General features: G+C 31.0%; 24 protein-coding genes and 1 tRNA gene. 13 read left to right on the top strand and 12 right to left on the bottom strand.

All coding sequences use genetic code 11. The features are described 5' to 3' along the window. Position 1 precedes the first annotated feature (1 nt). Genes tfrA through cobA form a run of 3 tightly spaced genes read right to left on the bottom strand, consistent with a single transcriptional unit; the run spans position 2 to position 2,853 of the window. A complete protein-coding gene (tfrA, locus tag METIN_RS02650) occupies positions 2–1,576 on the bottom strand; it encodes a fumarate reductase (CoM/CoB) subunit TfrA (protein ID WP_013099949.1) in 1,575 nt (524 codons plus the stop codon). Continuing rightward, a complete protein-coding gene (locus METIN_RS02655; protein WP_013099950.1) occupies positions 1,566–2,147 on the bottom strand; it encodes a hypothetical protein in 582 nt (193 codons plus the stop codon). Before METIN_RS02655 ends, tfrA begins: the two co-directional genes overlap by 11 nt. Before the next feature lies 1 nt (position 2,148). Then, the gene (cobA, locus tag METIN_RS02660) at positions 2,149–2,853 is read right to left on the bottom strand and encodes a uroporphyrinogen-III C-methyltransferase (protein WP_013099951.1); all 705 of its coding nucleotides are present in this window, start codon (positions 2,851–2,853) and stop codon (positions 2,149–2,151) included. A 93-nt stretch (positions 2,854–2,946) separates the two neighbouring features. On the opposite strand from cobA, the gene METIN_RS02665 reads away from it, so the two are divergent. Both METIN_RS02665 and METIN_RS02670 read left to right on the top strand, forming a co-directional pair. Then, a tRNA-Sec gene (locus tag METIN_RS02665) sits at positions 2,947–3,035 on the top strand. A 25-nt stretch (positions 3,036–3,060) separates the two neighbouring features. Beyond that, positions 3,061–3,813, top strand: coding sequence for an ATP-binding protein (locus METIN_RS02670; RefSeq protein ID WP_013099952.1), 753 nt, complete (start codon positions 3,061–3,063; stop codon positions 3,811–3,813). Here METIN_RS02670 and METIN_RS02675 read toward each other — a convergent pair. Continuing rightward, entirely contained in the window at positions 3,810–5,453 is a 1,644-nt protein-coding gene (locus tag METIN_RS02675; RefSeq protein ID WP_013099953.1) for an ATP-binding cassette domain-containing protein, read from the bottom strand. The genes METIN_RS02670 and METIN_RS02675 overlap by 4 nt on opposite strands. A gap of 81 nt (positions 5,454–5,534) precedes the next feature. Between METIN_RS02675 and METIN_RS02680 the strand changes: the two genes are divergently transcribed. Genes METIN_RS02680 through METIN_RS02700 form a run of 5 tightly spaced genes read left to right on the top strand, consistent with a single transcriptional unit; the run spans position 5,535 to position 11,232 of the window. After that, entirely contained in the window at positions 5,535–8,558 is a 3,024-nt protein-coding gene (locus METIN_RS02680) for a PIP-CTERM sorting domain-containing protein (RefSeq protein WP_013099954.1), read from the top strand. Then, entirely contained in the window at positions 8,555–8,758 is a 204-nt protein-coding gene (locus METIN_RS02685; protein ID WP_013099955.1) for a class III signal peptide domain-containing protein, archaeosortase D/PIP-CTERM system-associated, read from the top strand. The genes METIN_RS02680 and METIN_RS02685 overlap by 4 nt, the downstream gene beginning before the upstream one ends. Then, the gene (gene artD / locus METIN_RS02690) at positions 8,733–9,206 is read left to right on the top strand and encodes an archaeosortase D (RefSeq protein WP_013099956.1); all 474 of its coding nucleotides are present in this window, start codon (positions 8,733–8,735) and stop codon (positions 9,204–9,206) included. Before METIN_RS02685 ends, artD begins: the two co-directional genes overlap by 26 nt. Continuing rightward, the gene (locus METIN_RS02695; protein WP_013099957.1) at positions 9,203–9,724 is read left to right on the top strand and encodes a hypothetical protein; all 522 of its coding nucleotides are present in this window, start codon (positions 9,203–9,205) and stop codon (positions 9,722–9,724) included. The genes artD and METIN_RS02695 overlap by 4 nt, the downstream gene beginning before the upstream one ends. After that, positions 9,721–11,232 carry a DUF2341 domain-containing protein gene (locus METIN_RS02700; protein WP_013099958.1) on the top strand — a complete coding sequence of 504 codons (1,512 nt, stop codon included), beginning with the start codon at positions 9,721–9,723 and terminating at the stop codon, positions 11,230–11,232. The genes METIN_RS02695 and METIN_RS02700 overlap by 4 nt, the downstream gene beginning before the upstream one ends. Here the strand turns inward: METIN_RS02700 and METIN_RS02705 are convergent. The 4 genes from METIN_RS02705 to METIN_RS02720 are packed head-to-tail and all read right to left on the bottom strand — an operon-like array spanning position 11,219 to position 13,942. Further along, on the bottom strand, positions 11,219–12,133 hold the full coding sequence (locus METIN_RS02705) for a methionine synthase (RefSeq protein ID WP_013099959.1): 915 nt from the start codon (positions 12,131–12,133) through the stop codon (positions 11,219–11,221). The genes METIN_RS02700 and METIN_RS02705 overlap by 14 nt on opposite strands. Beyond that, complete coding sequence (locus METIN_RS02710) at positions 12,130–12,411, bottom strand: transcriptional regulator (RefSeq protein ID WP_013099960.1); 282 nt, start codon at positions 12,409–12,411, stop codon at positions 12,130–12,132. Before METIN_RS02710 ends, METIN_RS02705 begins: the two co-directional genes overlap by 4 nt. Beyond that, positions 12,408–12,914: a hypothetical protein gene (locus METIN_RS02715; protein WP_013099961.1), complete on the bottom strand. Its 507-nt coding sequence runs from the start codon at positions 12,912–12,914 to the stop codon at positions 12,408–12,410. Before METIN_RS02715 ends, METIN_RS02710 begins: the two co-directional genes overlap by 4 nt. A gap of 2 nt (positions 12,915–12,916) precedes the next feature. Further along, complete coding sequence (locus tag METIN_RS02720) at positions 12,917–13,942, bottom strand: TIGR01177 family methyltransferase (protein ID WP_013099962.1); 1,026 nt, start codon at positions 13,940–13,942, stop codon at positions 12,917–12,919. 27 nt (positions 13,943–13,969) lie between these two features. On the opposite strand from METIN_RS02720, the gene METIN_RS02725 reads away from it, so the two are divergent. Next, positions 13,970–14,398 (top strand): RNA-binding domain-containing protein, encoded by a 429-nt coding sequence (locus tag METIN_RS02725; RefSeq protein ID WP_013099963.1) that lies wholly within the window; start codon positions 13,970–13,972, stop codon positions 14,396–14,398. Here METIN_RS02725 and cbiQ read toward each other — a convergent pair. From cbiQ to METIN_RS02740, 3 genes are read right to left on the bottom strand one after another with little or no spacing between them, the layout of a single operon-like run. Further along, positions 14,334–15,092 carry a cobalt ECF transporter T component CbiQ gene (cbiQ, locus tag METIN_RS02730; RefSeq protein WP_013099964.1) on the bottom strand — a complete coding sequence of 253 codons (759 nt, stop codon included), beginning with the start codon at positions 15,090–15,092 and terminating at the stop codon, positions 14,334–14,336. The genes METIN_RS02725 and cbiQ overlap by 65 nt on opposite strands. Beyond that, complete coding sequence (locus METIN_RS02735; RefSeq protein WP_013099965.1) at positions 15,089–15,367, bottom strand: energy-coupling factor ABC transporter substrate-binding protein; 279 nt, start codon at positions 15,365–15,367, stop codon at positions 15,089–15,091. The genes cbiQ and METIN_RS02735 overlap by 4 nt, the downstream gene beginning before the upstream one ends. 21 nt (positions 15,368–15,388) lie before the next feature. Then, a complete protein-coding gene (locus tag METIN_RS02740; protein WP_013099966.1) occupies positions 15,389–16,078 on the bottom strand; it encodes an energy-coupling factor ABC transporter permease in 690 nt (229 codons plus the stop codon). Between the two features lie 157 nt (positions 16,079–16,235). Here METIN_RS02740 and METIN_RS02745 point away from each other — a divergent pair, with 157 nt between their 5' ends. Then, entirely contained in the window at positions 16,236–17,108 is an 873-nt protein-coding gene (locus METIN_RS02745) for a hypothetical protein (RefSeq protein ID WP_013099967.1), read from the top strand. A 1-nt stretch (position 17,109) separates the two neighbouring features. Here the strand turns inward: METIN_RS02745 and hycI are convergent, their stop codons facing one another. Next, positions 17,110–17,592: a hydrogenase maturation peptidase HycI gene (gene hycI, locus METIN_RS02750; RefSeq protein WP_013099968.1), complete on the bottom strand. Its 483-nt coding sequence runs from the start codon at positions 17,590–17,592 to the stop codon at positions 17,110–17,112. 85 nt (positions 17,593–17,677) lie between these two features. On the opposite strand from hycI, the gene METIN_RS02755 reads away from it, so the two are divergent. The 4 genes from METIN_RS02755 (at position 17,678) to METIN_RS02770 (ending at position 21,234) form a co-directional block, all read left to right on the top strand. Then, on the top strand, positions 17,678–17,869 hold the full coding sequence (locus METIN_RS02755) for a hypothetical protein (protein WP_013099969.1): 192 nt from the start codon (positions 17,678–17,680) through the stop codon (positions 17,867–17,869). Between the two features lie 131 nt (positions 17,870–18,000). Then, positions 18,001–18,909 carry a FeMo cofactor biosynthesis protein NifB gene (gene nifB / locus METIN_RS02760; protein WP_013099970.1) on the top strand — a complete coding sequence of 303 codons (909 nt, stop codon included), beginning with the start codon at positions 18,001–18,003 and terminating at the stop codon, positions 18,907–18,909. Positions 18,910–18,915: 6 nt separating this feature from the next. Continuing rightward, a complete protein-coding gene (locus METIN_RS02765) occupies positions 18,916–20,205 on the top strand; it encodes a radical SAM protein (protein WP_013099971.1) in 1,290 nt (429 codons plus the stop codon). 9 nt (positions 20,206–20,214) lie between these two features. Continuing rightward, positions 20,215–21,234, top strand: coding sequence for an NOG1 family protein (locus tag METIN_RS02770; RefSeq protein WP_013099972.1), 1,020 nt, complete (start codon positions 20,215–20,217; stop codon positions 21,232–21,234). Positions 21,235–21,239 lie beyond the last annotated feature (5 nt).

Genomic DNA, 21,239 nt, shown 5'->3' on the forward strand with positions numbered 1-21,239 from the left:
GCTACAACCTCTTTAAGTATTCTTCAACATCATAATTATTTTTTTCAAATTTAATTTTATTTTCTCTTATAATAATGTTTCCTCTCCACTCCTCCTTAGTTTCAGGATAATCTTCCCTATAATGAGCTCCTCTACTCTCTTTTCTATATAGAGCAGATTCTATAACCAACTTACTAACAGTTATCATATTTTTTAGCTCAAAATACTTTTGTAAATTTCCTCCAACATTCTCTAAATCTATACTTTCAATCTCTTTCAAAGCTTTCTTTAAGCCTTCCTCATTTCTTATGATTGAGACATGGTTCCACATCAATTTTTTCACTTTCTCTATATATTTCTCAGCTTTCTCTTCTCCACTTGGTAATTCTATATCTACATAAATTTTCTCTATTTTCTCATCTTCAATGAACTCTAAAGCTGACCTCCCAGCAATGGCTCCAAAGACTTGAGTGTCAGCTAAGGCATTCCCTCCAAGTCTATTAGCTCCATGAACTCCTCCAGCAACCTCTCCACAGGCAAATAGTCCTTCAATGTTGGTTTTGCAATGCTCATCTATCCTTAACCCTCCCATGAAGTGATGAGCTGTAGGAGAGACAAGCATAGGCTCTTTTCTAATATCTATCCCAAGCCTTAAAAACTGCCTTAAGGTTGTTTCTAACCTTTTTTCAATAACCTCACTTGGTAAGTGAGAGACATCTAAATAAACTCCTCCATTAACTCCTCTACCTTCTTGTATCTCTCTATATATGGCTCTTGCCACAACATCCCTTGTAGCTAACTCCATTCTCTCTTTATCATATCTCTCCATGAACCTCTCTTTATTTTTGTTTAGTAATATTCCTCCCTCTCCTCTAACTGCTTCAGTAACCAATATTCCCTTCCCCACTATTCCAGTAGGGTGAAATTGAACCATCTCCATATCTATTAGCTCAGCTCCTTCATTATATGCCAAAGCAAAGCCATCTCCTGTTTTTTGTATTGGATTTGAAGTTATTGGATATAGTTGTCCAGCTCCTCCTGTGGCTAAGATTGTGGCTTTAGCAAAAATTGGAAAAATTTTTTCATTAATTAAGTCTAAAAATAAGGCTCCATAACATCTATTATTTTCAACTATCAACTTGATGGCCATAACCTCCTCTAAAACCTTTATCCTCTCAAATTTATTTATATATTCTAACAAACCTCTAATAATCTCATGCCCTGTCCTATCTCCAGAGTAGCAAGTTCTTGGGAAGGATTGGCCTCCAAATGGTCTTTGAGCTATAAACTTCCCTTTCCTGTCAAATAGAGAGCCAAACTTTTCTAAGTTTATTAACTCCTTTGGAGCATTCTTAACCAAGAGCTCAACTAATCTAAAATTGTTTATAAAGGCTCCACCCTTTACAGTGTCATAAAAGTGTTTTTTGAAGCTATCTTCTTTATGGAAGACAGCATTGTAACCACCTTCAGCCATCACAGTACAGCCACTCTTTCCAAGTAAGCCTTTAACAGCTATTATAACATCTACTCCTCTACACTCAATAGCAGCCCTTAAAGCAGCTCCTCCTCCACCTATGATTAAGATGTCAGTGATCAAAAGAGCTCACCTTCTTTAGTATGTAAGATCTCCACTTATCCCAATACTCTTTTCCTTCTTCTATGTTGTAGGTTTGTAGTATAATATAGTAAAGTCCAACCCTTTGATAGAAACAGTAGCTGATAGAAATATTTCTATCAAGAGGAATAAACTTATAAATCTTGTAATTTCCAAGCTTATCTCTTTCTTCTTTCACTTCAACCTTATTAAATAAATAGGCATTAGACAAGTCAATAGGCTCTTTTGAAATGACAAATGTTATATTCTTATATTTTTTTATTATTTCATTGTTGTAAGTCATTGTTTCTGAATATGGAAGCTCTAAAAATAGCTCTTCAGGATCTAAGTTTATAGTGCTGTAAATTATCTTTTCCTCACTAATATTTTTTAGCTCTTCTTTAGTATTATTTTCACTGTTATTTTGTGTGGAATTGTTTATTGTTATGGGGTTAAATTTAGTTTTATTATTTTTTATACTCTTATTTTCCTCTTTAACTTTAATCTCCTCCTTACTAAGATTTAGACAGCCAAGTATTAGCAAAAAAATTAATAAAAATAAGAGTTTCCTCAATTTACTCACCTTCTAAGACATTAACAACTTTCCCAACCACTATGATCCCTGGAGGTTCTATATCTTTAGCTTTCTCAACTATATCCTTTAAAGTACCTTTAATAACCCTCTGCTCTTTTGTGAAGCCCTTTAATATTATGGCTATTGGCTCATCCTCTCCTCTACTTTTCATAAGCTCTTTAACAATATTTTCTAAGTTAGTTATACCCATAAGAATAACTAAAGTGTCTGCCACAAATTTACTATAGTCTATCTTCTTCTCCCCTTCTTTCTCATGTCCTGTTGTTATAGTTACTGACTTAGCTACTCCTCTATGTGTTAAAGGAATTCCAACAACCTCAGGCACAGCAATGGCTGAGCTAACTCCTGGAACTACCTCATAGGGAATATTATTCTTCTTTAGCTCTAAAATCTCTTCCCCTCCTCTCCCAAAGATAAAGGGATCTCCTCCTTTTAATCTAACAACTTTTTTCCCTTCCTTAGCTTTCTCAACTAATATTCTATTTATCTCCTCCTGCTTAAATGAATGCCTCCCTTTCCTCTTACCAACATAGATAAGCTCAGCATCTTTCTTAGCTTCTTTTAAAATTTCCTTATCAATTAAGTCATCATAAACTATAACATCAGCCTCTTTTATTAATTTTAGAGCTTTTAGGGTTATTAACTCCTTATCTCCTGGTCCAGCACCAACAATATAAACTTTCATCAAACCACCTAACAAGGTTTTTGGTAAAGTTAGTTTTATATAAAGGATAATAGTACTTTTAATAGTGCTCCTATCCAAAACCTATTTTTACGTGGCGCGGGGTACCGGGCTTGGTAGCCCGGGGCGGACTTCAGATCCGTCGAGGGCGATGGCCCTCGGGGTTCGATTCCCCCCCCGCGCCGTTTTTTAGCTTAATTTGGGATAAAAATGATAGTTGCAGTTAGTGGTAAGGGAGGAGTAGGAAAAACTGCTTTTACAACTTTGTTAGTTAAAGCTCTTTCAAAGAAAAATAAAAATATTTTGGTTGTTGATGCTGATCCAGACTCTAATCTTCCAGACACTCTTGGAGTTGAGGTAGAAAAGACAGTTGGAGATATTAGGGAGGAGTTAAAGAAGATTGTTGAGAGTAAAAAAGAGCTACCTGGAGGAATGTCAAAGTTAGAGTTTTTAAAGAGTAAAATTTATGAGATCTTGGTTGAGACTGATAACTATGATCTCTTAGTCATGGGAAGGCCTGAAGGTAGTGGCTGTTACTGTAGTGTCAATAACTGGCTTAGGCAAATTATAGATGAGCTCTCTAAGTATTATGACTATGTTATTATTGACACTGAAGCAGGCTTAGAGCATTTAAGTAGAAGAACTACACAGAATGTAGATTTAATGATAGTTGTAACTGATCCATCAAAGAGGGGTTTAAAAACAGCTGAGAGGATAAAGAAGTTGGCTAATGAGTTGGAAGTTAAGTTTAAAGATATCTATGTTGTAGCTAACAAGGTTAAGCCTGAATATGAGAAGTTGGTTGAAGAGTATGCAAAAGAGCTAAACTTAAAGTTGATTGGTAAGCTTCCATACAATAAGGAGATAGCTGAGTATGATTTAAAAGGCATTCCTCTATGGAACCTTCCTGAGGACAATGAAGCTTATAAGAGAGTTAAAGAGATTGTAGATAAGTATCTTTAACTCATAAACTTGGCTTCACTTTTCTTTATGAACTCTTCACAGATCTCTTCTGGCTTCCCTTCTTTTACCTCACTTCTATCAAGTAAGATGGCTCTATCACTAATCTCCTTTATAAAGTCAATATGATGAGAAACCAACACTATAGTTGTCCCAAATTTTTCATTGATCTTTTTTAAATAGTTGGCTACATCTCTTAAAGTTATTGGATCAAGGTCTCCAAATGGCTCATCTAAGAACAAGATTTTAGGCTTAGTTATTAACTCCAAGGCTATAGCTACTCTAACCTTCTCTCCACCACTAAGCTCAGAAACCTTCTTCTTTAAGATTTCCTTACTTAGATCTAAAGCCTCTAAAATATCTTCTGGATTAAAGTCTTCAACAATTGGAGGGAAAAGTTTATAAATTATCTCTTCACTCAAGCCAAGCTTTTGTAACTTGGAAATCCTTTCAGATTCTGGAAGATCTATTAACTGATAAAGAGAATCAACAATCTTCTCTGAGAGGTTTAGCTCTTTAGCTAATGCCTTTGCATGAGCTATAGCCTTTTCTCCCTTTAACCCTAACCTATATTTTAAAAGATTCTCAACTGTTTGATAGTAAGGGAGAGAAAATTCTTGATGCATTATTCCTATCCTTTTCCTTAACTCTACCCTCTCCCAACCAAAGTTTTTAAGGTTAACACCATCAACTATTATCTCCCCCTCATCTGGCAACTCTAAACCAGCCATTAGTCTAATGAGAACTGTTTTCCCTACACCACTTGGGCCAATGATAGAAACTATTTCTCCCTCTCTTACATAGAAAGAGATGTTCTTTAAATTTAGTGTTTCCCCTCCATGGACAACATAGTATCTCTTAGAGACATTTTTAACCTCTATTATCTTTTTATCCTTTATATTTGGTTTCCTCTTATATGGCTCTTTCATATCCTTTAAAAATTCTTTTAGCACTTCTCCAACTTCTCCATCCATTTTAACTTTTCCATTTTCTAAAAGAATGGCTCTATCACAAAGATACTCATGAACATCTGGTAGGTGAGAGGTTAAGATAACTGTGATCTCTAACTTATCCCTAATATTTTTTATAGCATCTAATAACTTCTGCTTAGAGGCTGGGCAAGCCATTGTTCCTGGCTCATCCAATAGTAAAACTCCCTCTCTCTTTAAATAGAGCTTAGTTATCTGTCTTGCTAATATTAGCCTCTGTTTCTCTCCACCACTTAATATATTTGCAAAGGCATCCTTCTTATGCTCTAAGCCAACCAACTTTAAGATCTCTATAGCCTCCCTCTCATACTCTTCCCACTCTTCCTCAATAGGTAGAGATTCATCAGCATTATTTTTTATAGCATACAACTTTCTTATCACATTGTTTATAACTGGCTCTGCCCAGAGGGCAAAATTTCTCTGTAAGTGAATGGCTGTAACTTCTTTAAAGTTTTCTTTCCTTCCTAAAATTTCAACCTCTCCCTCATCATAATCTAAGGAGCCTCTTAAAATTTTAATTAATGTACTCTTCCCAGCTCCACTTCTTCCAACAATCCCTAAGATTTCTCCTTTCTTAACATTGAAGCTGACTTTATTTAGAACTACTCTATCATTGTACTTCTTAACTAAATCTTTAACTTTGACAGCCAACATATTGTTATTTACCTCCTAACTAAAAGTTTTTAAGTAATCTAAAATTAAATAAACATTAAATAGTTGATTGGGGGATCATTAATGAAGTGTAATAGAATATTAATATTTTTGTTATTTATAATATTTAATTTACATTTAATTTCTGGAGAGATTTATTGGATACATCCAAATACTATGAATATTACTAACTCTACTGGAGGTACTGAATTTAAAGTTAACTCTACAATTAACTTTACAGCTAAAGCTTTTGATAGTTTTAGTAATTCAGTGTTAGTTAATGGTTCTATAAAATGGGATTTTGGAGATTTAACTGAAACTGAATATGGAAAAGAAATTAAAATTACCCATAAATATAGTTTCCCATTTATTTATCCTGTAGCTTGGTGTGGATATTTAAACAATTCTGGAATTTCTAAAGCTATAACTTATAATTGGATAGAGGTTGGAGATGTAAAAAATATTAAATATATATTTAATGGCTCACCAAGTAACCAATGGGAGGTTATTTATAATAAGTCCAAAAACTTAACTGTAATAAAATATCCATTTAAAGATGAAGTTAATTATGAATTTAAAGGAATTAGGTTAGGTTCAGACACTGTAAAAATAAATTATTCTCCTTCTATTATAGTGGAAGGTGATGAAGTACAATTTAATTTCTCCATAAATAGGAAAATAATCTTTTGTCTATGGTCTTTTGGAGATGGAACATTCTCTTTTGAAGAATCTCCAAATCATACTTATAATAATCCAGGAATTTATTTCCCAAGAGTTTTAGTAGTTGATGATGAAGGTTACGTCTATGTTGGTTATTGTGAAATATATGTAAATAGACCTATTGGAGGATATTTTGAACCTATTAGGAATGAAAATTATGTCTGGAATAGTTCTATGGATGAAGAGTCTAAAAATGTAGAAGATATCTACGCTATGGTTTATAAGGTTGGAGATACAATATATTTTAAACCTGCTGAAAGTAGGGACTATATATCTTATGATTTTGGAGATGGATCTTCAGTTATTTATTCAACTAATAACGAATTTAACCATACTTATAAATTTCCATTTATTTATCCAATATGTTGGATGGGTGCTAATTATAGTTATTATTATAAAATAATCGCATATTCAGCAACTTTAGATTATTTAGTGGTTGATGATGTCGGTAACACATTGTATAAGATTATTCCAACTAATGAAGATAGAGAAAGTTATTTTAAATCTTATGATAAAAGAAATCATATTGTGGAACTTTATTCTAAAGCAATAAATAAGCCTATAACCCTTAAATTAAAATTAAACACTCATTATGATGTTGTAGTTAGAGCTAATAAATCTGATGTAGGAATAAAATATAGTTTTGAGTATCCTTATGGAACTCCAGTTTTGGTCTTTTGGAGTTTTGGAGATGGAAGTTATTCTTTAAATTTAAGTCCTGTACATCGCTATGCTGATAATAAAAAGTATCAAGCATTTGTTATGGTTATTGATAGTAATGGAATAGTTTCTGTAGGTTATGGCCCAATAGTTAAAGGAAACTCTATAATTGACTCTATGCTTTATGTTGAGCCTACAATAGTTAAACCTAATCAAAGAATATATATTTATTATTATAATTATCCAAATTATGATTATTTAGATTTATATTTCTTAGATTATGGTAAAAACACATTAAGAAATTTTAATGATTTAAATCTAGTCCCTACACCAAATATTACAGAAAATGACCACGTAACATATTATTTATATTATTATTATATAGAATATACAAATTTTTTTATATATAAAATATACGTTAAATTTTTGAACGTATCCTTTAAAATTCCATGGGAAGGTATTTATTATGTAAAAGGACATGATCCTGGAGGAACCTTTATACCGAGAAAAATAATAGTTATAGATAACAAAAATCCTGTTGCAGAATTGTTTATTTACCCAGATCCTGCTCCATATACTGATGAAATAACATTTAATCCTTTAAATAGTTATGATCCTGATGCCAATAGGATTTTAGAGAATAGTGGTGGAGAAATAATTCCACCTAACTCTCCAGCGGCTAAAATATATGGATTTAACATTACAGTCTATGATTCATCTGGTAATATAGTATTTAGTTATAAAGATAACTATTTACATACTGTAACTCATAGATTTGAGCCTGGAAATTATACAGCTGTATTAACTGTATGGGATGGGATGGGAGGAATTGGAAACATAACAAAGAGATTTGAAGTTATTGATAATCCTCCTGTAGCTGATTTCTACTGGATTCCAAATATTCCAAGAGTTGATGAGCGTGTTTATCTTTATTCAACATCGTATGATCCAAATAACGATATTGTTAATATAGTTTGGAATATTAATAATAATACATATGAAAATGTAACAACATTACTATATAAATTTAAAACTCCTGGAGTTCATGATGTAACATTGACTGTTACAGATAGATATAATAAATCATCATCTGTAACAAAAGAAATAACAGTTGTTGGAATAAGAGCTAACTTTATATATAGATATATTAATAACAATACAGTAGAATTTGAAAGTATATCTGCAGTTTATCCCGGCAACATAACCAAATACATCTGGGATTTTGGAGATGGAACTTCTGAAGAAACTAGTAATCCAATTATAACACATAGATATAATAGATCTGGAGTTTATTTAGTAACTTTAACTATATATTCCAATACAGGATTATCAGATAGAGTATCTAAAATTGTATATATAACTCCATCTGCTATATTATATCCAAAGGCGGACTTTAATTACATAACTTACAATAACTTAACGGTTTTGTTTAATGCTTCTTCATCTTACTCTCCAAACGGTAATATAACCAAATACATCTGGGATTTTGGAGATGGAACTTCTGAAGAAACTAGTAATCCAACTATAACTCATAGATATAATAGATCTGGAGTTTATTTAGTAACTTTAACTGTTATTGATAATAAAGGTTTATCTGACACTTGTAGTAAATCTATATATATTCATAGTAATGAGGGTTTAAACGTTCCTATACCAATATATATAAAATTATTGTCAGTTGTCACTACAATACTATTTATCCTTAGATATATTAGGTGGATTAAATGAATAGAGGACAAATTTCTTTAGAGTTTGCTATATTTTTTGCTCTTATTGTAGCTACTGCTGCAATAGCTGGATTTTATTATCTTAAAATGACATCTTTTGGCTCAGCATCAGCTAAAAATACTGTAGGTTCCACTGAGAGTAAAATGGCTACTGAGACTGTTAGGAGAGTAGAAAATGTTAGGGAAGCAATTGGAAGATAAAAAATATTTAATAAATTTTATAATTTACTTTTTAATAATTTATTTTGTTTTTCAATACTTTTTAGAAGACTTTTTTATAAGGTTGTTAGCCAATATTACAAGCCATATAATAAATACAAATACAATTGGGAATATAATAATATTCAAAGACAAAATTTTTGTAGTTTCCCCAGCCTGCTCTGGAGTGTTTGAGCTTTCATTGTTACTATCTTTTATTCTCTCTACACTAAAAGTTAAGTTAAAGTACAAAGTTATATATGGAGTATTTAGTTTAATAATATTTAGCATTTCCAATATAGGAAGGATTGTTCTTATTATTCTATATTCAGATTCTAAAGACTATTTATTTATTCATAATTTAATAAGCTTTATTTTATATCCTGTTATTTTAGCTCTAAACTTTATTTGGATACTTATCCTAAAAAAGTTAAATGTGATCTCCTCATGATGAACAGCTTAGATATAATGATAGGGACTATTATATTACTTATAGGTTTATCATACTGGACAGCTTCAGTTATTCAATATAATAATAACTATGTAGATATGGTTAAAAGTGACTATCTATTGACTAAGGGAATCAATACTTTAGAGAAACTTTGTGAAGATGGAACCCTTGAAAAAGCTATCCTTTTATATTATTTTGGAAAAGTTGATGAAAGTAAGAAATTATTAGAGAGTAATATCCCTTTATCTCACTACCTTCTATATATTGATAATAACCTAATTATTAATAAGAGTGGTAATTTTAACAACTCTTACTATGTCTTAGCAATCTTAGCCATAAATAGATCTGAAGGGTGGTATGTAATTTATGGAGACTCAACAAATATAGAAATATCTAATGATAGATTTTTAAGTTATGATGAAGCTTATAGAGAATATTTAAACTATTCTATAGATATGCCTGTTTATCTCTCAAGATCTATAGGAACAGTAAAAGTTAAGTTGGTTGTGGGATCATGAACTTCTCACTGAATGCTTCACTCTTGGTTTTGTTGGTTTTTTTAGTTTCATCAATATTTTATTACTCAATAAATATTAAAAATGAGAACATAGCTGAGAACATAAGAATTAAAGAGTTCTCAGTGAAGAAAAATTATGTAACTAATTGTATAAAAAATAATTTAGATGATATTGTTAGAGAAGCTTTTTTAAATGCCTCATACAAGATAATGAAAGAGAGAAAATTTTTTGATAATACATCAGAAGCTCTCAATTATATAGAAAATTACACTAAAAATAGAATAAATAGTTCAATGTCTCTTTTAAATATTAGTAATTTATCTTTATATATAAGAGATGTCTATATTTACCCAACTGACGATCCTTTAGTTGTTGGAGTATCATTAAATGGACTTTTGTCTTACTATATTAAACTAAATAATAGTGTTATAATTGGAACAGAGCCTATAGAAATAGAAAAAGAAATTAAGCTTTCTTATATCCCCGACCCTTATATTTATTTAAACACATTATATTGGAATTGGAGATATAAATTAGAAGTTAAACTTAACAACTTAAATGATAATGAAAACCATACAATTTATATAACCTTAAATCCAGAGAATTTTAGCTATGATCACATGAATAATAAAAGTTCTCCAAATGAAATAAGAGTTGTTGGAAAGGATTTAGTTCTTTTACCTTATTGGATTCAGAGATGGGAACCAGATGGAACATCCATAATTTGGGTTAAAGTTAATAAAGATTTATTAGATAATGGAAATACTTTATATATTTTATATGGCTCTCCAGCATATATTAGTAGAGAAAATCCAAAAGAGACTTTTATTTTCTTTGATGATTTTAATAATAACGAGTTAAATGAAAGTTTATGGAATATTTATTATGGAAGTGAGTATGATATAGAAAATAGTATTTTAAAAGTTTATGGGACTTCTTCTTCCATATATTCTAAAGAAACGTATGGAAATAACTATGAACTACTATTTAGAGCTAATTTTACATCTAATCCAATTCAATATATTGGATTTTTTAATTTCTTAGATGATAGTGGAATTGGATGGTATGTTAATTCATCAGGTCTATATATAAAAAATGAGAGTATTAGTGTTGGCCAAGATTATTTAAACAACTACTATATTTACTCAATAAAGAGAGAAGATAATAGTATAAACTTTATAATCTTTAATGATGTTTTAAATAAAGAATGGAATTATACTACTAATTATGGAATAAATAATAATTATCCTATATCAATAAATACTGAAAATAATGGAGTTGTCTATGTTGATTGGATAGCATTGAGAGATATTAATAATATAACCTATACTATTGGAGAAGAGTATAACACCAATTATAGAGAACCAATCCCTTTAAACAAAACTTTCTATTATGGAGATCCAAGTAAATATGAGTTAGTAGATGATGGCAGATACTCAATAATAGGATTATTTACAAATGCTACCCAAGCTTGGGGAACAAGAGGTTATAGATTTAGATTGATTTAGCTGCTAAAACCATATTCTTTAATTTTTTAAAGGCTACATCTCTACTTAATAACCTCATTCCACAGTCTGGGTCAATATAAACATTTTCATGTAAATTATTACTTAAAAATTCATTATTTTTTAAAATTTCTAAGCCCTCTTTTATAATCTCTTTAATCTCTTCAACACTCTCAACCTTCTTAGACTTTGTATTTACACATCCAAATCCTACCTTCTTCTTAATTCTATCTAAGACCTCAAGATTCTTCTTATTTGAAGCAAACTCATGATCAAGGAGAGAGACATTAAATTCATTAAGCTCATCTATTATATTATAGATGGAGCCACAGACATGCATGGCAAAAAAAACATTTAAATCTTTAGTTATTATGTCAATGGCTCTCTTAGCAATGTCAAAATCTACTATGCCAGTGGATAAGATAGGCTCATCTATCTGTATATAGTTAGTTTCCCTAACTAAGTGTTCAACCTCTTTTCTTAAAGCCCTTGCTAAGTCTAAAATTAACTCCTCCTTGTTAGAGTAAAATTCATCTCTAACAGAGTAGGCTATTGTGCATGGCCCAGTAATAATTCCCTTAACCTCAACCTTACTATCAATTTTTTTAGCTACTCTCTTAGCAAATATTAGGTCTTTTAAAGTTATTGGTTTTATAAATTCAACTCTATTAATAACTCTTTTATCTTCAAAGCCATACAAATTTTTGGTGAAGATCTCTATCATATCTCCCCTAACTTGACCATCACTTATTATTTCCACTCCTGCAGTTACTTGGTCTCTAACAGCTATTTCTATACTATATTCAAATTCATCATATAAGCCAAATATTTTTTTAATCTTATCTATAAGCTCTTCTCTCTCCTTCTTTACAACTGGGTAGCTTCCAACAACTGTAGTTTTCATTTATCTTCCCTCTCAAGATTTGTTAAATTTAAGATCTCTCCTAAAAATTTTTTAAACTCTTCCTTTCCCTTTTCAGTTATCTTCACCACTGTCCTAATTCCTTTTTTGGTTATAGCTTTCTTTATAATAACTAATCCTTCTTTCTCCAAAATTTTTAAATGATGCTCTAAATTCCCTGGAGAAACCTTTAACTTCTCCCTTAAGTAAGAAAATTCACAGTATTCCATTCCATACAATAGAGCTAAGATCTTTATCCTCACTTCTGAGTTGAAGATCATAATTTCACTAAAAATATGAATGAATAAATTAACAAAATTAAGCCAAAGATTAAAAGATTATATGGAAAAAATATTAAAATTGGTGATAAAAGAATTAGGATAAGTCCTAAAAACTTTCTAACATTTGATTTAAAGATAATTCCATCTATACATAAAAATAAGCCAAAATAGTTTGATAAAACACTTGACAACAACTTAGGATCAGTTAAAGACACAGCCAAAATTAAAGCAAGTAAGGAGAGAAAGCCAAACTCTAAAATTCTTTCAAATATCTTCTCAAAATAACTTTTTGTTCTTTTATAAAGTTCTCTCTGTCTTAAAATTAGTATTCCTGAAATAACTAATAGAATTGGAACAATAAGCAAGGCATTATAATTTATATATAAAATAATGAACATTAGCCCAGTAATAAAATAAGAAAGAAAGTATGCTTTCTTTTTATATTTTTTATCCTCTTCTCTATATCCTTCTTCTAAAAGTTCTAAGATTTCTTTAACTTCCATGGTTAAACCCTATAGACATGTATATGTCTAATTAAATTTTTATGAATATATATTTTAAATAAATTCTCTAATTTTAAATTTAGCTCTATAAATTTTGGATAGGCAAAGACAAAATAGCCTCCTTCCTTAATAACTTCTGGTAACTCATATAGTATATTTTCAACCTCTCCCTTCTTGGCTGTTGATATCCCATATGGAGGATCAGTTACTATAGCATCTACCTTATCTATATTAAGCTCTCTTAAAAAATCTTTAACATACTTAGCATCTAAGGTTTTTATTTTGATAACATTATTTAGTAAATTATAATCTTCTAAATTTATTAGGGTTCCTCTGCTCATCCTCCAATCTATGTCACAGCCAATTAACTTAGCTCCCAACAGGCCAGCTTCAATTAAAAACCCTCCTGTCCCACAGAAGGGGTCTAAGACTATGTCATTCTCTTTAACCCTTGCTAAGTTAACCATAGCCCTTGCTAACTTTGGCATGATACAGCCAGGATGGAAATACTTCCTTAAGTGAGGCCTATTTTTTCTAAAGTATTCTCTATCTCTAAAAGCCAAAACCTTAGAAATAAAGATAAAGTCTTTTTCAATAACCACTCTAAATAAATTGTCTGGCTCTTCCAAATTAACTTTAGCATTACTATGTCTCTTTATTATCCCTCCTATCTCTCTCTCAATTGTTAAAGAATTTAAATTTTTTGTGTAGTCATCTTTAAATAATTTTAAGGTTCTAACAGCATAAGAGCCTTTAAATTCCAAGTTATAGTTTTTTAAAAAGTTGTCAAACTCTTTGAAGAAGTTGTTTAAGCTTTCTCCTTCCCTATACTTATATTTAAATATAACTTCATGACCCTCATCTATATCTCCACTTCTCTCAATAACCTTTAGAACTGGAGAGTCTTCAACTAAGGCATATCTATTTATTCTCTCAACCTTACTTTTAACTTTAAATATGTCTAAGATAGCTTTTAATTCCTCATAAGGAAGAGTTTCATGCTCTCCACTTAAGACATAGCCATGCATAGAGATCACTTTAAAGGTGAGAGATTTATGGAAATCTATATTAAATCAAAGGTTAAGCCTACTGAGAATAAAAATAAGGTTAGAAGAGCAATATTAAATATTTTTCCTCATGCTAAGTTAGTATTTAAAGACAACTACTGGGAAGGCACATGTAGAGATGTTGAAACACTAAAACAGAGGCTGAGAAAGCAGGCTATCTTAGACACTGCAAGAGCTATCTTAGAGGAGAATGTTAAAGGAGATACTGTAACCTTTTATTTAAATAAGCAGGCTGCCTATGTTAAGGCTATAAACTTTGATATTGACACACATGGAGGAATATTTGTTAAAATTAAGGATGAAGAGATTATGAAAGTCATAAAGGATATAGCTCCAAGGACTAAGGGAGGGGTTATAATAGAGGAGGAAGAGTTAGAGCAAGAAGAGCAAGAAGAAACTCAAAAAGAAGAACAATAAATAGGTTTTTAAGTTTGAGATTTGGTAACTCTGTTAATATCCTTATATCTCCATCATATCCTCTTGAAGCCATTGAAATATAAACTTTTTCACTCTTCTCATAAGTTCTTATAAAAAGGTTACTCATTAGCATACCAAGAGATTTATATGAGGTTTTTACATCTTTATACCCTAATCTTGTCTCTTGGGCATTTTTCATGGTTAAGAAAGTATCTAAGAGATCAAAGATAAATTTATACATCATTAAGGCTATATCTATAAACTCTTTTGGTAAATATCTTCTTAAAACATAAAATAGCTCTATTATAGGGGTAGTTAAAGCTAAAAATAGCATTGTTGATACTCCTCCTAAGATTCTGAAAAATATTAAAATTCCCTGCTTTAATCCCTCTAATTTAAAGGTAATGAAAAAAATTTTAAAAATAACTATTTTCCCATACCAAAAGGACATGAAAATTAAATTAAAGAGAGCAAAGGCTATAGCTGGAAGCAAGAGATAAAGGTAAATTTTCACTGGAACCCTTGCTCTGAAAATTATTAAATAAGAAGAAACTAAAAAAGCTATGAAAGGGACAAAAATATTTTTTGAAAAAAGAGAAATAATTAGAGTTAAGAAAGTGTATAAAATTTTTAACTTAGGATTTACAATTCTAAGTTTATTGTTATGGGCTATGTAGTCTAAGTTGTACTTCATGCCTGTCCACTTTCAGCTTTTCCTTTGTAATAGCCTATGAAGTATCCTATAATAATAGCTCCAATAGCTGCCTGTAAGGCAAATAATAAACTTTCTATCTCTCCACTTGGTGGCTCCCAGACTGGCTCAAACCAGGGCTTATAATGAGGATTAACTTCTTTTATAACATCTTCTGCCTGATCATCAGCTCCTCCAAATTCTCCTTTTACAAATAGGATAGGGATTACCATCAAGAGAACAACAATTCCTAACATTATTATATGCTTCATCTCCATCTTTATCCCTCAAAAATTTAATTATAGAGATACAGCTACACCTTCAGTTTTTAATTCATTCTCATCTAAAACTCCTAATTTTATTAAGATGTCAGGCCTTAACTTCTTAATGTAATCCCAAATAACCATTGTTAAGATACCCTCAGCTATGGCTAAAGGAACTTGGGTTACAGCAAAGACTGAAGCAAAGGCTAAGAATGTTTTAACTGGATCATCTCCAGGGAATGCTAAGGTTAGTTGTATAGAAGTTGTAACATAGGTTAGCCAATCAGACATTACTGCAGCTAAACCAACTGCATAGGTTGAATTTATCTTCCCTTTAAGAGCTTTGTAGGTTAACCACCCAAATATTGGTCCAACAACTCCCATAGAAACTGTGTTAGCCCCTAAGGTTGTTATTCCTCCATGAGCTAAAAACAATGCTTGGAACAGTAAAACAATTGCTGCTAACAATGAGGTAACCTCTGGACCAAAGAGAACAGCTCCTAAACCATTACCACATGGGTGAGAACAGGAGCCAGTAACAGAAGGCATTTTTAAAGAACTTAAAACAAACATGTAAGCCCCAGCTAAGGCAACTAATGGTTTAGCCTCTGGAGTCTCTGAAAATATCTTTTTTAACTTTCTAATCCCTAAGATCCAAAACACTAAAGCAACAATGTACCAAAATATACACCACTCTATTGGAAGATAGCCTTCCATAATATGCATGATGTCACCTTATCAAAAAAATTTTAGTTAGTTAAAGATAACTTAATCATATTTAAAGTTTATTATTTATGATTTTAAATATACCAAGAAATAAAGTATATATTATTTATTTAAAAAATAATACATTAAGAATAGTAATTAAACAAGGTGGTGTAGAATGAAAAGGGCAGTTATAATTTTAATATTATTTTCATTATTATTCTGTGGCTGTACCACTTCAAAAACTAATGTAAATACTCAATCAGAGGAAAAAAGTTATAATAATTACAAAAAAGAAGAGAGTCAAAAATTAGAGAATAATATAGTAATCCCAAAAAAGATAGAGTACTTATGGGTTGTTAATGATGGAGATAGGAGAGTTTTACAAGTTGCCCTTGCTGATGAAAATGGTAGGATAATAAGAGTAAATGATGGTTTTATATATGTAGAAGTTTATGATGAGTCTGGTAAGATATTTGAAAAGAGCTATCCTATAAAGGAATTAGAGAATTCTGGAGGTTACTATATTATAAAACTCCCAGAAATAAAAGGCGTTTCTGAAAAGGCTAAGTTTGTAGTCCATTACAAATATAATAATATAGACATCTCAAAAGAAGCCTATGGAACCCTCCCCAGGTATTCTTTAGAAGAAATCAATAAAATTTTAGATAAGAAGTATCATGAGCATTCTATAAAGACCCATGTTGAAGCCTATAGAGAGCCTATTAAAGTAAGGTTTATTGTCACTGAATATGGACCTTGTAAATTTTACAATACAATAACCAATAAAATTGAAAGTGGTTTTAGGGTTGACTTTACTATTGAAAATGAAAATCCATCTTTATTTTACTTAACCCCTACAAATATAATGCTACTTGCTGGAGATAAAAAATACGGGTTAATATATGGGCCTAAAAAATTAAAGCTTATATATGATGGAGATGTTAAAAGCTATTGGATCTTCAGAATGCCTGAAACTACAAAAGATTTAAGGTTAAGATTTGAAGTAAATGGTATTGTTTATGACTTGCCTTTAAATGTAAGTGAATAACTTAAATATATAAAATTTCTTTAATAATCTTCACTATTTTATCCCCAGATCTTTTAACCTCTTCAGACATCTTAAAAAAGTCTAAAGACTTTGGCTCAACTCCAAGGATCTTCACTTCAATTTTTTCTCCAATGTATTTTACTATAACCTCTAATGGAAGTGTATGGGTTGAAAATATAAACTCTTGAATATCATCTTTATCAATCAAATAAATAGTTCCTGGAGCTTTGTTACTTATAACACAGTCAATAAATAGAATATGAGAGGGTTTAAACTCTCTAATAATATTTAAAAAAAAGTCTGGCACTGTTTTGGCATTTATTATAAGAATATTATTATATTCTTTATATTCTCTGTCTCCAATTAGTTTTTTTATGACATAGACTCCAAGAGCATCATCTCCTCTTAGCTCATTTCCTAATCCTATTATTACTAACCTCTCAAAATCTTTTAACCAGTTTTTTAAATCTTTTTTTATTTGCATATTTTAGCACCATTAGCCTACACAAAACTATTATATATTTTAAAATACAAGATATTTTTGTAAAATTTTAAATATTGTGATTTTTATGATACCCAATATTAAGAAAATTATTGACAATATATTATATATTTATGAGAATTTAAGCTCTGATGCATTAAAATATATCCTTATAAAGAGGATTCTCATTAAATGTCCAAAAGACACATTCCAATATCTTCCTGAAGAAGTTAAAAGCTTTCTCACTGAGATGGACAAAATAGTTAAAAAGAATAAATAATTTTTTATTTTTTATTTATACTTTTATATATTTGGATTTACAAACTTAAATATATAAATCTAATTTAGAAACTATTTAATAAAACCTCTCAACTAAATTTAAGTTTTACAAGTTTTTATAAGGTAGAGATTATGGAGAAGATGAGTAAGTTCTCCCATCTTTTGAAGGCACATCCATGCTTTAATGAGAAGGTTCATGATAAATATGGAAGGGTTCATCTACCAGTGGCTCCAAGGTGTAACATAGCCTGTAAGTTCTGTAAGAGAAGTGTCTCTAAGGAGTGCTGTGAGCATAGGCCAGGAGTTTCATTAGGGGTCTTGAAGCCAGAGGATGTTGAAGACTATCTAAAAAAGATTTTAAAGGAGATGCCAAATATTAAAGTGGTTGGGATAGCTGGACCAGGGGATAGTTTATTTAACAAAGAAACATTTGAAACTCTCAAAATAATTGATGAGAAGTTTCCAAACTTAATTAAGTGTATATCTACAAATGGCTTACTTTTAAGTAAGTACTATAAAGACTTAGCTAACCTAAATGTTAGAACCATAACTGTAACTGTCAATGCTATAAAGCCAGAGATCTTAGAGAAGATAGTTGATTGGGTCTATTATGATAAAAAACTTTATAGAGGCTTAGAAGGAGCTAAGTTATTAATTGAGAAGCAAATAGAGGGAATAAAGAAAGCTTCAGAAGAGGACTTTATTATTAAAATAAATACTGTCCTCATCCCAGAGATAAATATGGATCATGTGGTTGAGATAGCCAAGTTCTTTAAAGACTATGCCTATGTGCAAAATATCATCCCTCTTATTCCACAGTATAAGATGAAAGAGCTAAGAGCTCCAACATGTGAAGAGATAAAAAAAGTGAGGAAAGAGTGTGAGAAATATATTCCTCAATTTAGAGCCTGTGGTCAGTGTAGAGCTGATGCTGTAGGGCTTATAAAGGAGAAGGAGTTATTAAAAGAGTTCTTCAAAGAGAAAAATAAGGAGAAAAATATTAAGTTGGAAGTCTTTGACTTAAAGCACTTCTCCCACTGATCACCTATGTTAGACCTCTCAAAGTTTAGAATGATAACTGATGTTAAAAGTAAAGGAAACAAGTTAATCTTAGAGATTAACAAAAATTACATAACTGAGCTTGAAATTCCCTATGAGAATGTTGAGATTGAGGGTTCTATAATAAAGGTTAATGATCACCCAAGAAAGGCTAAGAATATAGAGATGGGCATTTTAAATTTAATCTCTTACTCTATAGCCACAAATTTAAGGAGTAAGATAACAAAGAGAAGAGTCATTTACATATCTGAGCCCACTCCTTTAATTGGGCATACTGCCTTTGGATTAATAGAGAGAGGTAGAAACATTATTCAAGTTAGGGGACACTGTGGCTGTAATTTAAACTGTATCTTTTGCTCTGTTGATGAAGGTGAATACTCAAAAACAAGAAAAAATGACTATTATGTTGATCTTGATCACCTAATAAAGGAATACAAAAAATTAGCTGAATATAAGGGAAGGGTGAAGTTAGAAGCTCACTTAGATGGCCAGGGGGAGCCTTCTCTTTACTATCCCTTAGTTGATTTAGTTCAAGAGCTTTCAAGCATAAATAAAGATGGAATAGTTACAATGCAAAGTAATGGTGTTCCTTTAACTTACAAGTTGATAGATGAGCTTGAAGAGGCTGGACTACATAGGATAAATTTGTCTATCAATGCCTTAGATGAAAAGATGGCTAAAATGCTGGCTGGAAGAAAAGACTATAAAATAGAGAAAATCTTAGATATAGCTGAGTATATAAAGAACTCTAAGATTCATCTCTTAGTAGCTCCTCTTTTGCTCCCAAATATCAATGATGAGGAATTTAAAAAGGTTATTGATTATACTGTAGAGTTAGATCAAAGAATTAAGCAGAATGTGATAAATCCTTTAACCAATAAGAGAGATCCAATCTTGGGCTGTCAGCTTTGTAAAATTTACCAACTTGGAAGGAAACCTAAGAAAATGAAGGTTTGGGACTTTGAAAAATTCTATTCTCTTTTAAGAACATATGAGTTAGAGTATAAGAAAAAAGGAATTGATGTAAAATTAGTTCTATCTCCTAAGGACTTTGGGACCCATAGAAGGAAGAGATTACCATATGTTTTTAAGGTTGGAGAGGTTATTAAGGTTAAGCCCATCTTAGATGGTAGGGTTTATGGGGAAGTTTTAGCTATAGAAAGAGATAGGATTATACAAATAATAAATTGTAAGAATGAGGATAAGCTATTAAATAGAGAAGTTAAGGTTAAAATTTTAAGAAATAAGGACAATATTTATGTTGCAGAACCAATTTAAAGGGAGAAAATGAAAGAAAACCCATTTAAGAAGATGCCTACTATACTAATGCCCAATGAATTGATGGAAAAGGCTTTAAGGAGAGGAGAGAAGGTAGCTGAAGAATTTAGAAAAAAGGAAGTGCCAAGATATTTAAAGGCTAAGATTGTTGAGGAAAACAAGGTTAGAACAATAGCTTCAGTTATATCTGACAATTTACAGAAGTATATAGATAAAACTCCACCAGTTAGGAAGTTACCAAAATTTTACCAAGAGATGGTTGAGGTTTTAGCTGGAATTGATGAATTCAAAAAGTGCATGGGAGCCTTTAAATGGGCCTCTGATCTTGTAAGAAAGTTGGGAAATGAATATGCTAAGAAAATTAGGAAGGCAAGAACTCCACAAGAGGCTGCTAAGTTAAGGAAAGAGTTTGTTGGAAGGGTTAAGAGTATTTTAAAGCAAATTCACCCAGAGATGGCCTTTATTGCAGTTGCAAGAGAAAAACTTAAGGAGCTTCCAACATTTAAAGAGCTTCCCACAATTGTCATAGCTGGCTATCCAAATGTTGGAAAGTCAACTTTACTAAAAAAACTAACTGGGGCTGATGTAGAGATAAACAGTTATCCTTTCACAACAAAAGGGATAAATGTAGGATACTTAGAAGAGTTTCAGATAATTGACACCCCTGGGTTACTTGATAGGCCATTGCATGAAAGGAATGATATAGAGCTTCAAGCTATCTTAGCCCTTAACTACTTAGCCAACCTAATCCTCTTTATTATAGATGCAAGTGAATACTGTGGCTTTCCAATTGAGAGTCAGATCAAGCTTTTAGATGAGATTAGAGAACTTTTTAAGATTCCTATTTTTGTGGCTATAAATAAAGTGGATTTAGCTGATGAGGAAGCTGTAAAAAAGGTTGAGGAAGAGTTAAGGAAGAGAAGCTTAGACTATATAAAGATCTCAGCTGATAAAGAGCTTAATTTAGAAGAGCTTAAGAAAGAGATCAAGAGGAGAGCATTTGAAGAGTTTAAAAAAGCTCATATGTGATATCT

The organism is Methanocaldococcus infernus ME (genome assembly GCF_000092305.1).
Classification (GTDB): Archaea; AGJL01; Methanococci; order Methanococcales; family Methanocaldococcaceae; genus Methanocaldococcus; species Methanocaldococcus infernus.

Coding starts and splice junctions, on each gene's coding strand:
- METIN_RS02685 (WP_013099955.1), top strand. CDS start 8,555: ATGAATAGAGGACAAATTTCTTTAGAGTTTGCTATATTTTTTGCTCTT.
- METIN_RS02695 (WP_013099957.1), top strand. CDS start 9,203: ATGATGAACAGCTTAGATATAATGATAGGGACTATTATATTACTTATA.
- METIN_RS02720 (WP_013099962.1), bottom strand. CDS start 13,942: ATGCATGGCTATGTCTTAAGTGGAGAGCATGAAACTCTTCCTTATGAG.
- artD (WP_013099956.1), top strand. CDS start 8,733: ATGTTAGGGAAGCAATTGGAAGATAAAAAATATTTAATAAATTTTATA.
- METIN_RS02745 (WP_013099967.1), top strand. CDS start 16,236: ATGAAAAGGGCAGTTATAATTTTAATATTATTTTCATTATTATTCTGT.
- cbiQ (WP_013099964.1), bottom strand. CDS start 15,092: ATGAAGTACAACTTAGACTACATAGCCCATAACAATAAACTTAGAATT.
- METIN_RS02770 (WP_013099972.1), top strand. CDS start 20,215: ATGAAAGAAAACCCATTTAAGAAGATGCCTACTATACTAATGCCCAAT.
- METIN_RS02670 (WP_013099952.1), top strand. CDS start 3,061: ATGATAGTTGCAGTTAGTGGTAAGGGAGGAGTAGGAAAAACTGCTTTT.
- METIN_RS02705 (WP_013099959.1), bottom strand. CDS start 12,133: ATGAAAACTACAGTTGTTGGAAGCTACCCAGTTGTAAAGAAGGAGAGA.
- cobA (WP_013099951.1), bottom strand. CDS start 2,853: ATGAAAGTTTATATTGTTGGTGCTGGACCAGGAGATAAGGAGTTAATA.
- hycI (WP_013099968.1), bottom strand. CDS start 17,592: ATGCAAATAAAAAAAGATTTAAAAAACTGGTTAAAAGATTTTGAGAGG.
- METIN_RS02755 (WP_013099969.1), top strand. CDS start 17,678: ATGATACCCAATATTAAGAAAATTATTGACAATATATTATATATTTAT.
- METIN_RS02725 (WP_013099963.1), top strand. CDS start 13,970: ATGGAAATCTATATTAAATCAAAGGTTAAGCCTACTGAGAATAAAAAT.
- METIN_RS02680 (WP_013099954.1), top strand. CDS start 5,535: ATGAAGTGTAATAGAATATTAATATTTTTGTTATTTATAATATTTAAT.
- METIN_RS02740 (WP_013099966.1), bottom strand. CDS start 16,078: ATGCATATTATGGAAGGCTATCTTCCAATAGAGTGGTGTATATTTTGG.
- METIN_RS02675 (WP_013099953.1), bottom strand. CDS start 5,453: ATGTTGGCTGTCAAAGTTAAAGATTTAGTTAAGAAGTACAATGATAGA.
- METIN_RS02710 (WP_013099960.1), bottom strand. CDS start 12,411: ATGATCTTCAACTCAGAAGTGAGGATAAAGATCTTAGCTCTATTGTAT.
- METIN_RS02735 (WP_013099965.1), bottom strand. CDS start 15,367: ATGGAGATGAAGCATATAATAATGTTAGGAATTGTTGTTCTCTTGATG.
- METIN_RS02715 (WP_013099961.1), bottom strand. CDS start 12,914: ATGGAAGTTAAAGAAATCTTAGAACTTTTAGAAGAAGGATATAGAGAA.
- METIN_RS02700 (WP_013099958.1), top strand. CDS start 9,721: ATGAACTTCTCACTGAATGCTTCACTCTTGGTTTTGTTGGTTTTTTTA.
- METIN_RS02765 (WP_013099971.1), top strand. CDS start 18,916: ATGTTAGACCTCTCAAAGTTTAGAATGATAACTGATGTTAAAAGTAAA.
- nifB (WP_013099970.1), top strand. CDS start 18,001: ATGGAGAAGATGAGTAAGTTCTCCCATCTTTTGAAGGCACATCCATGC.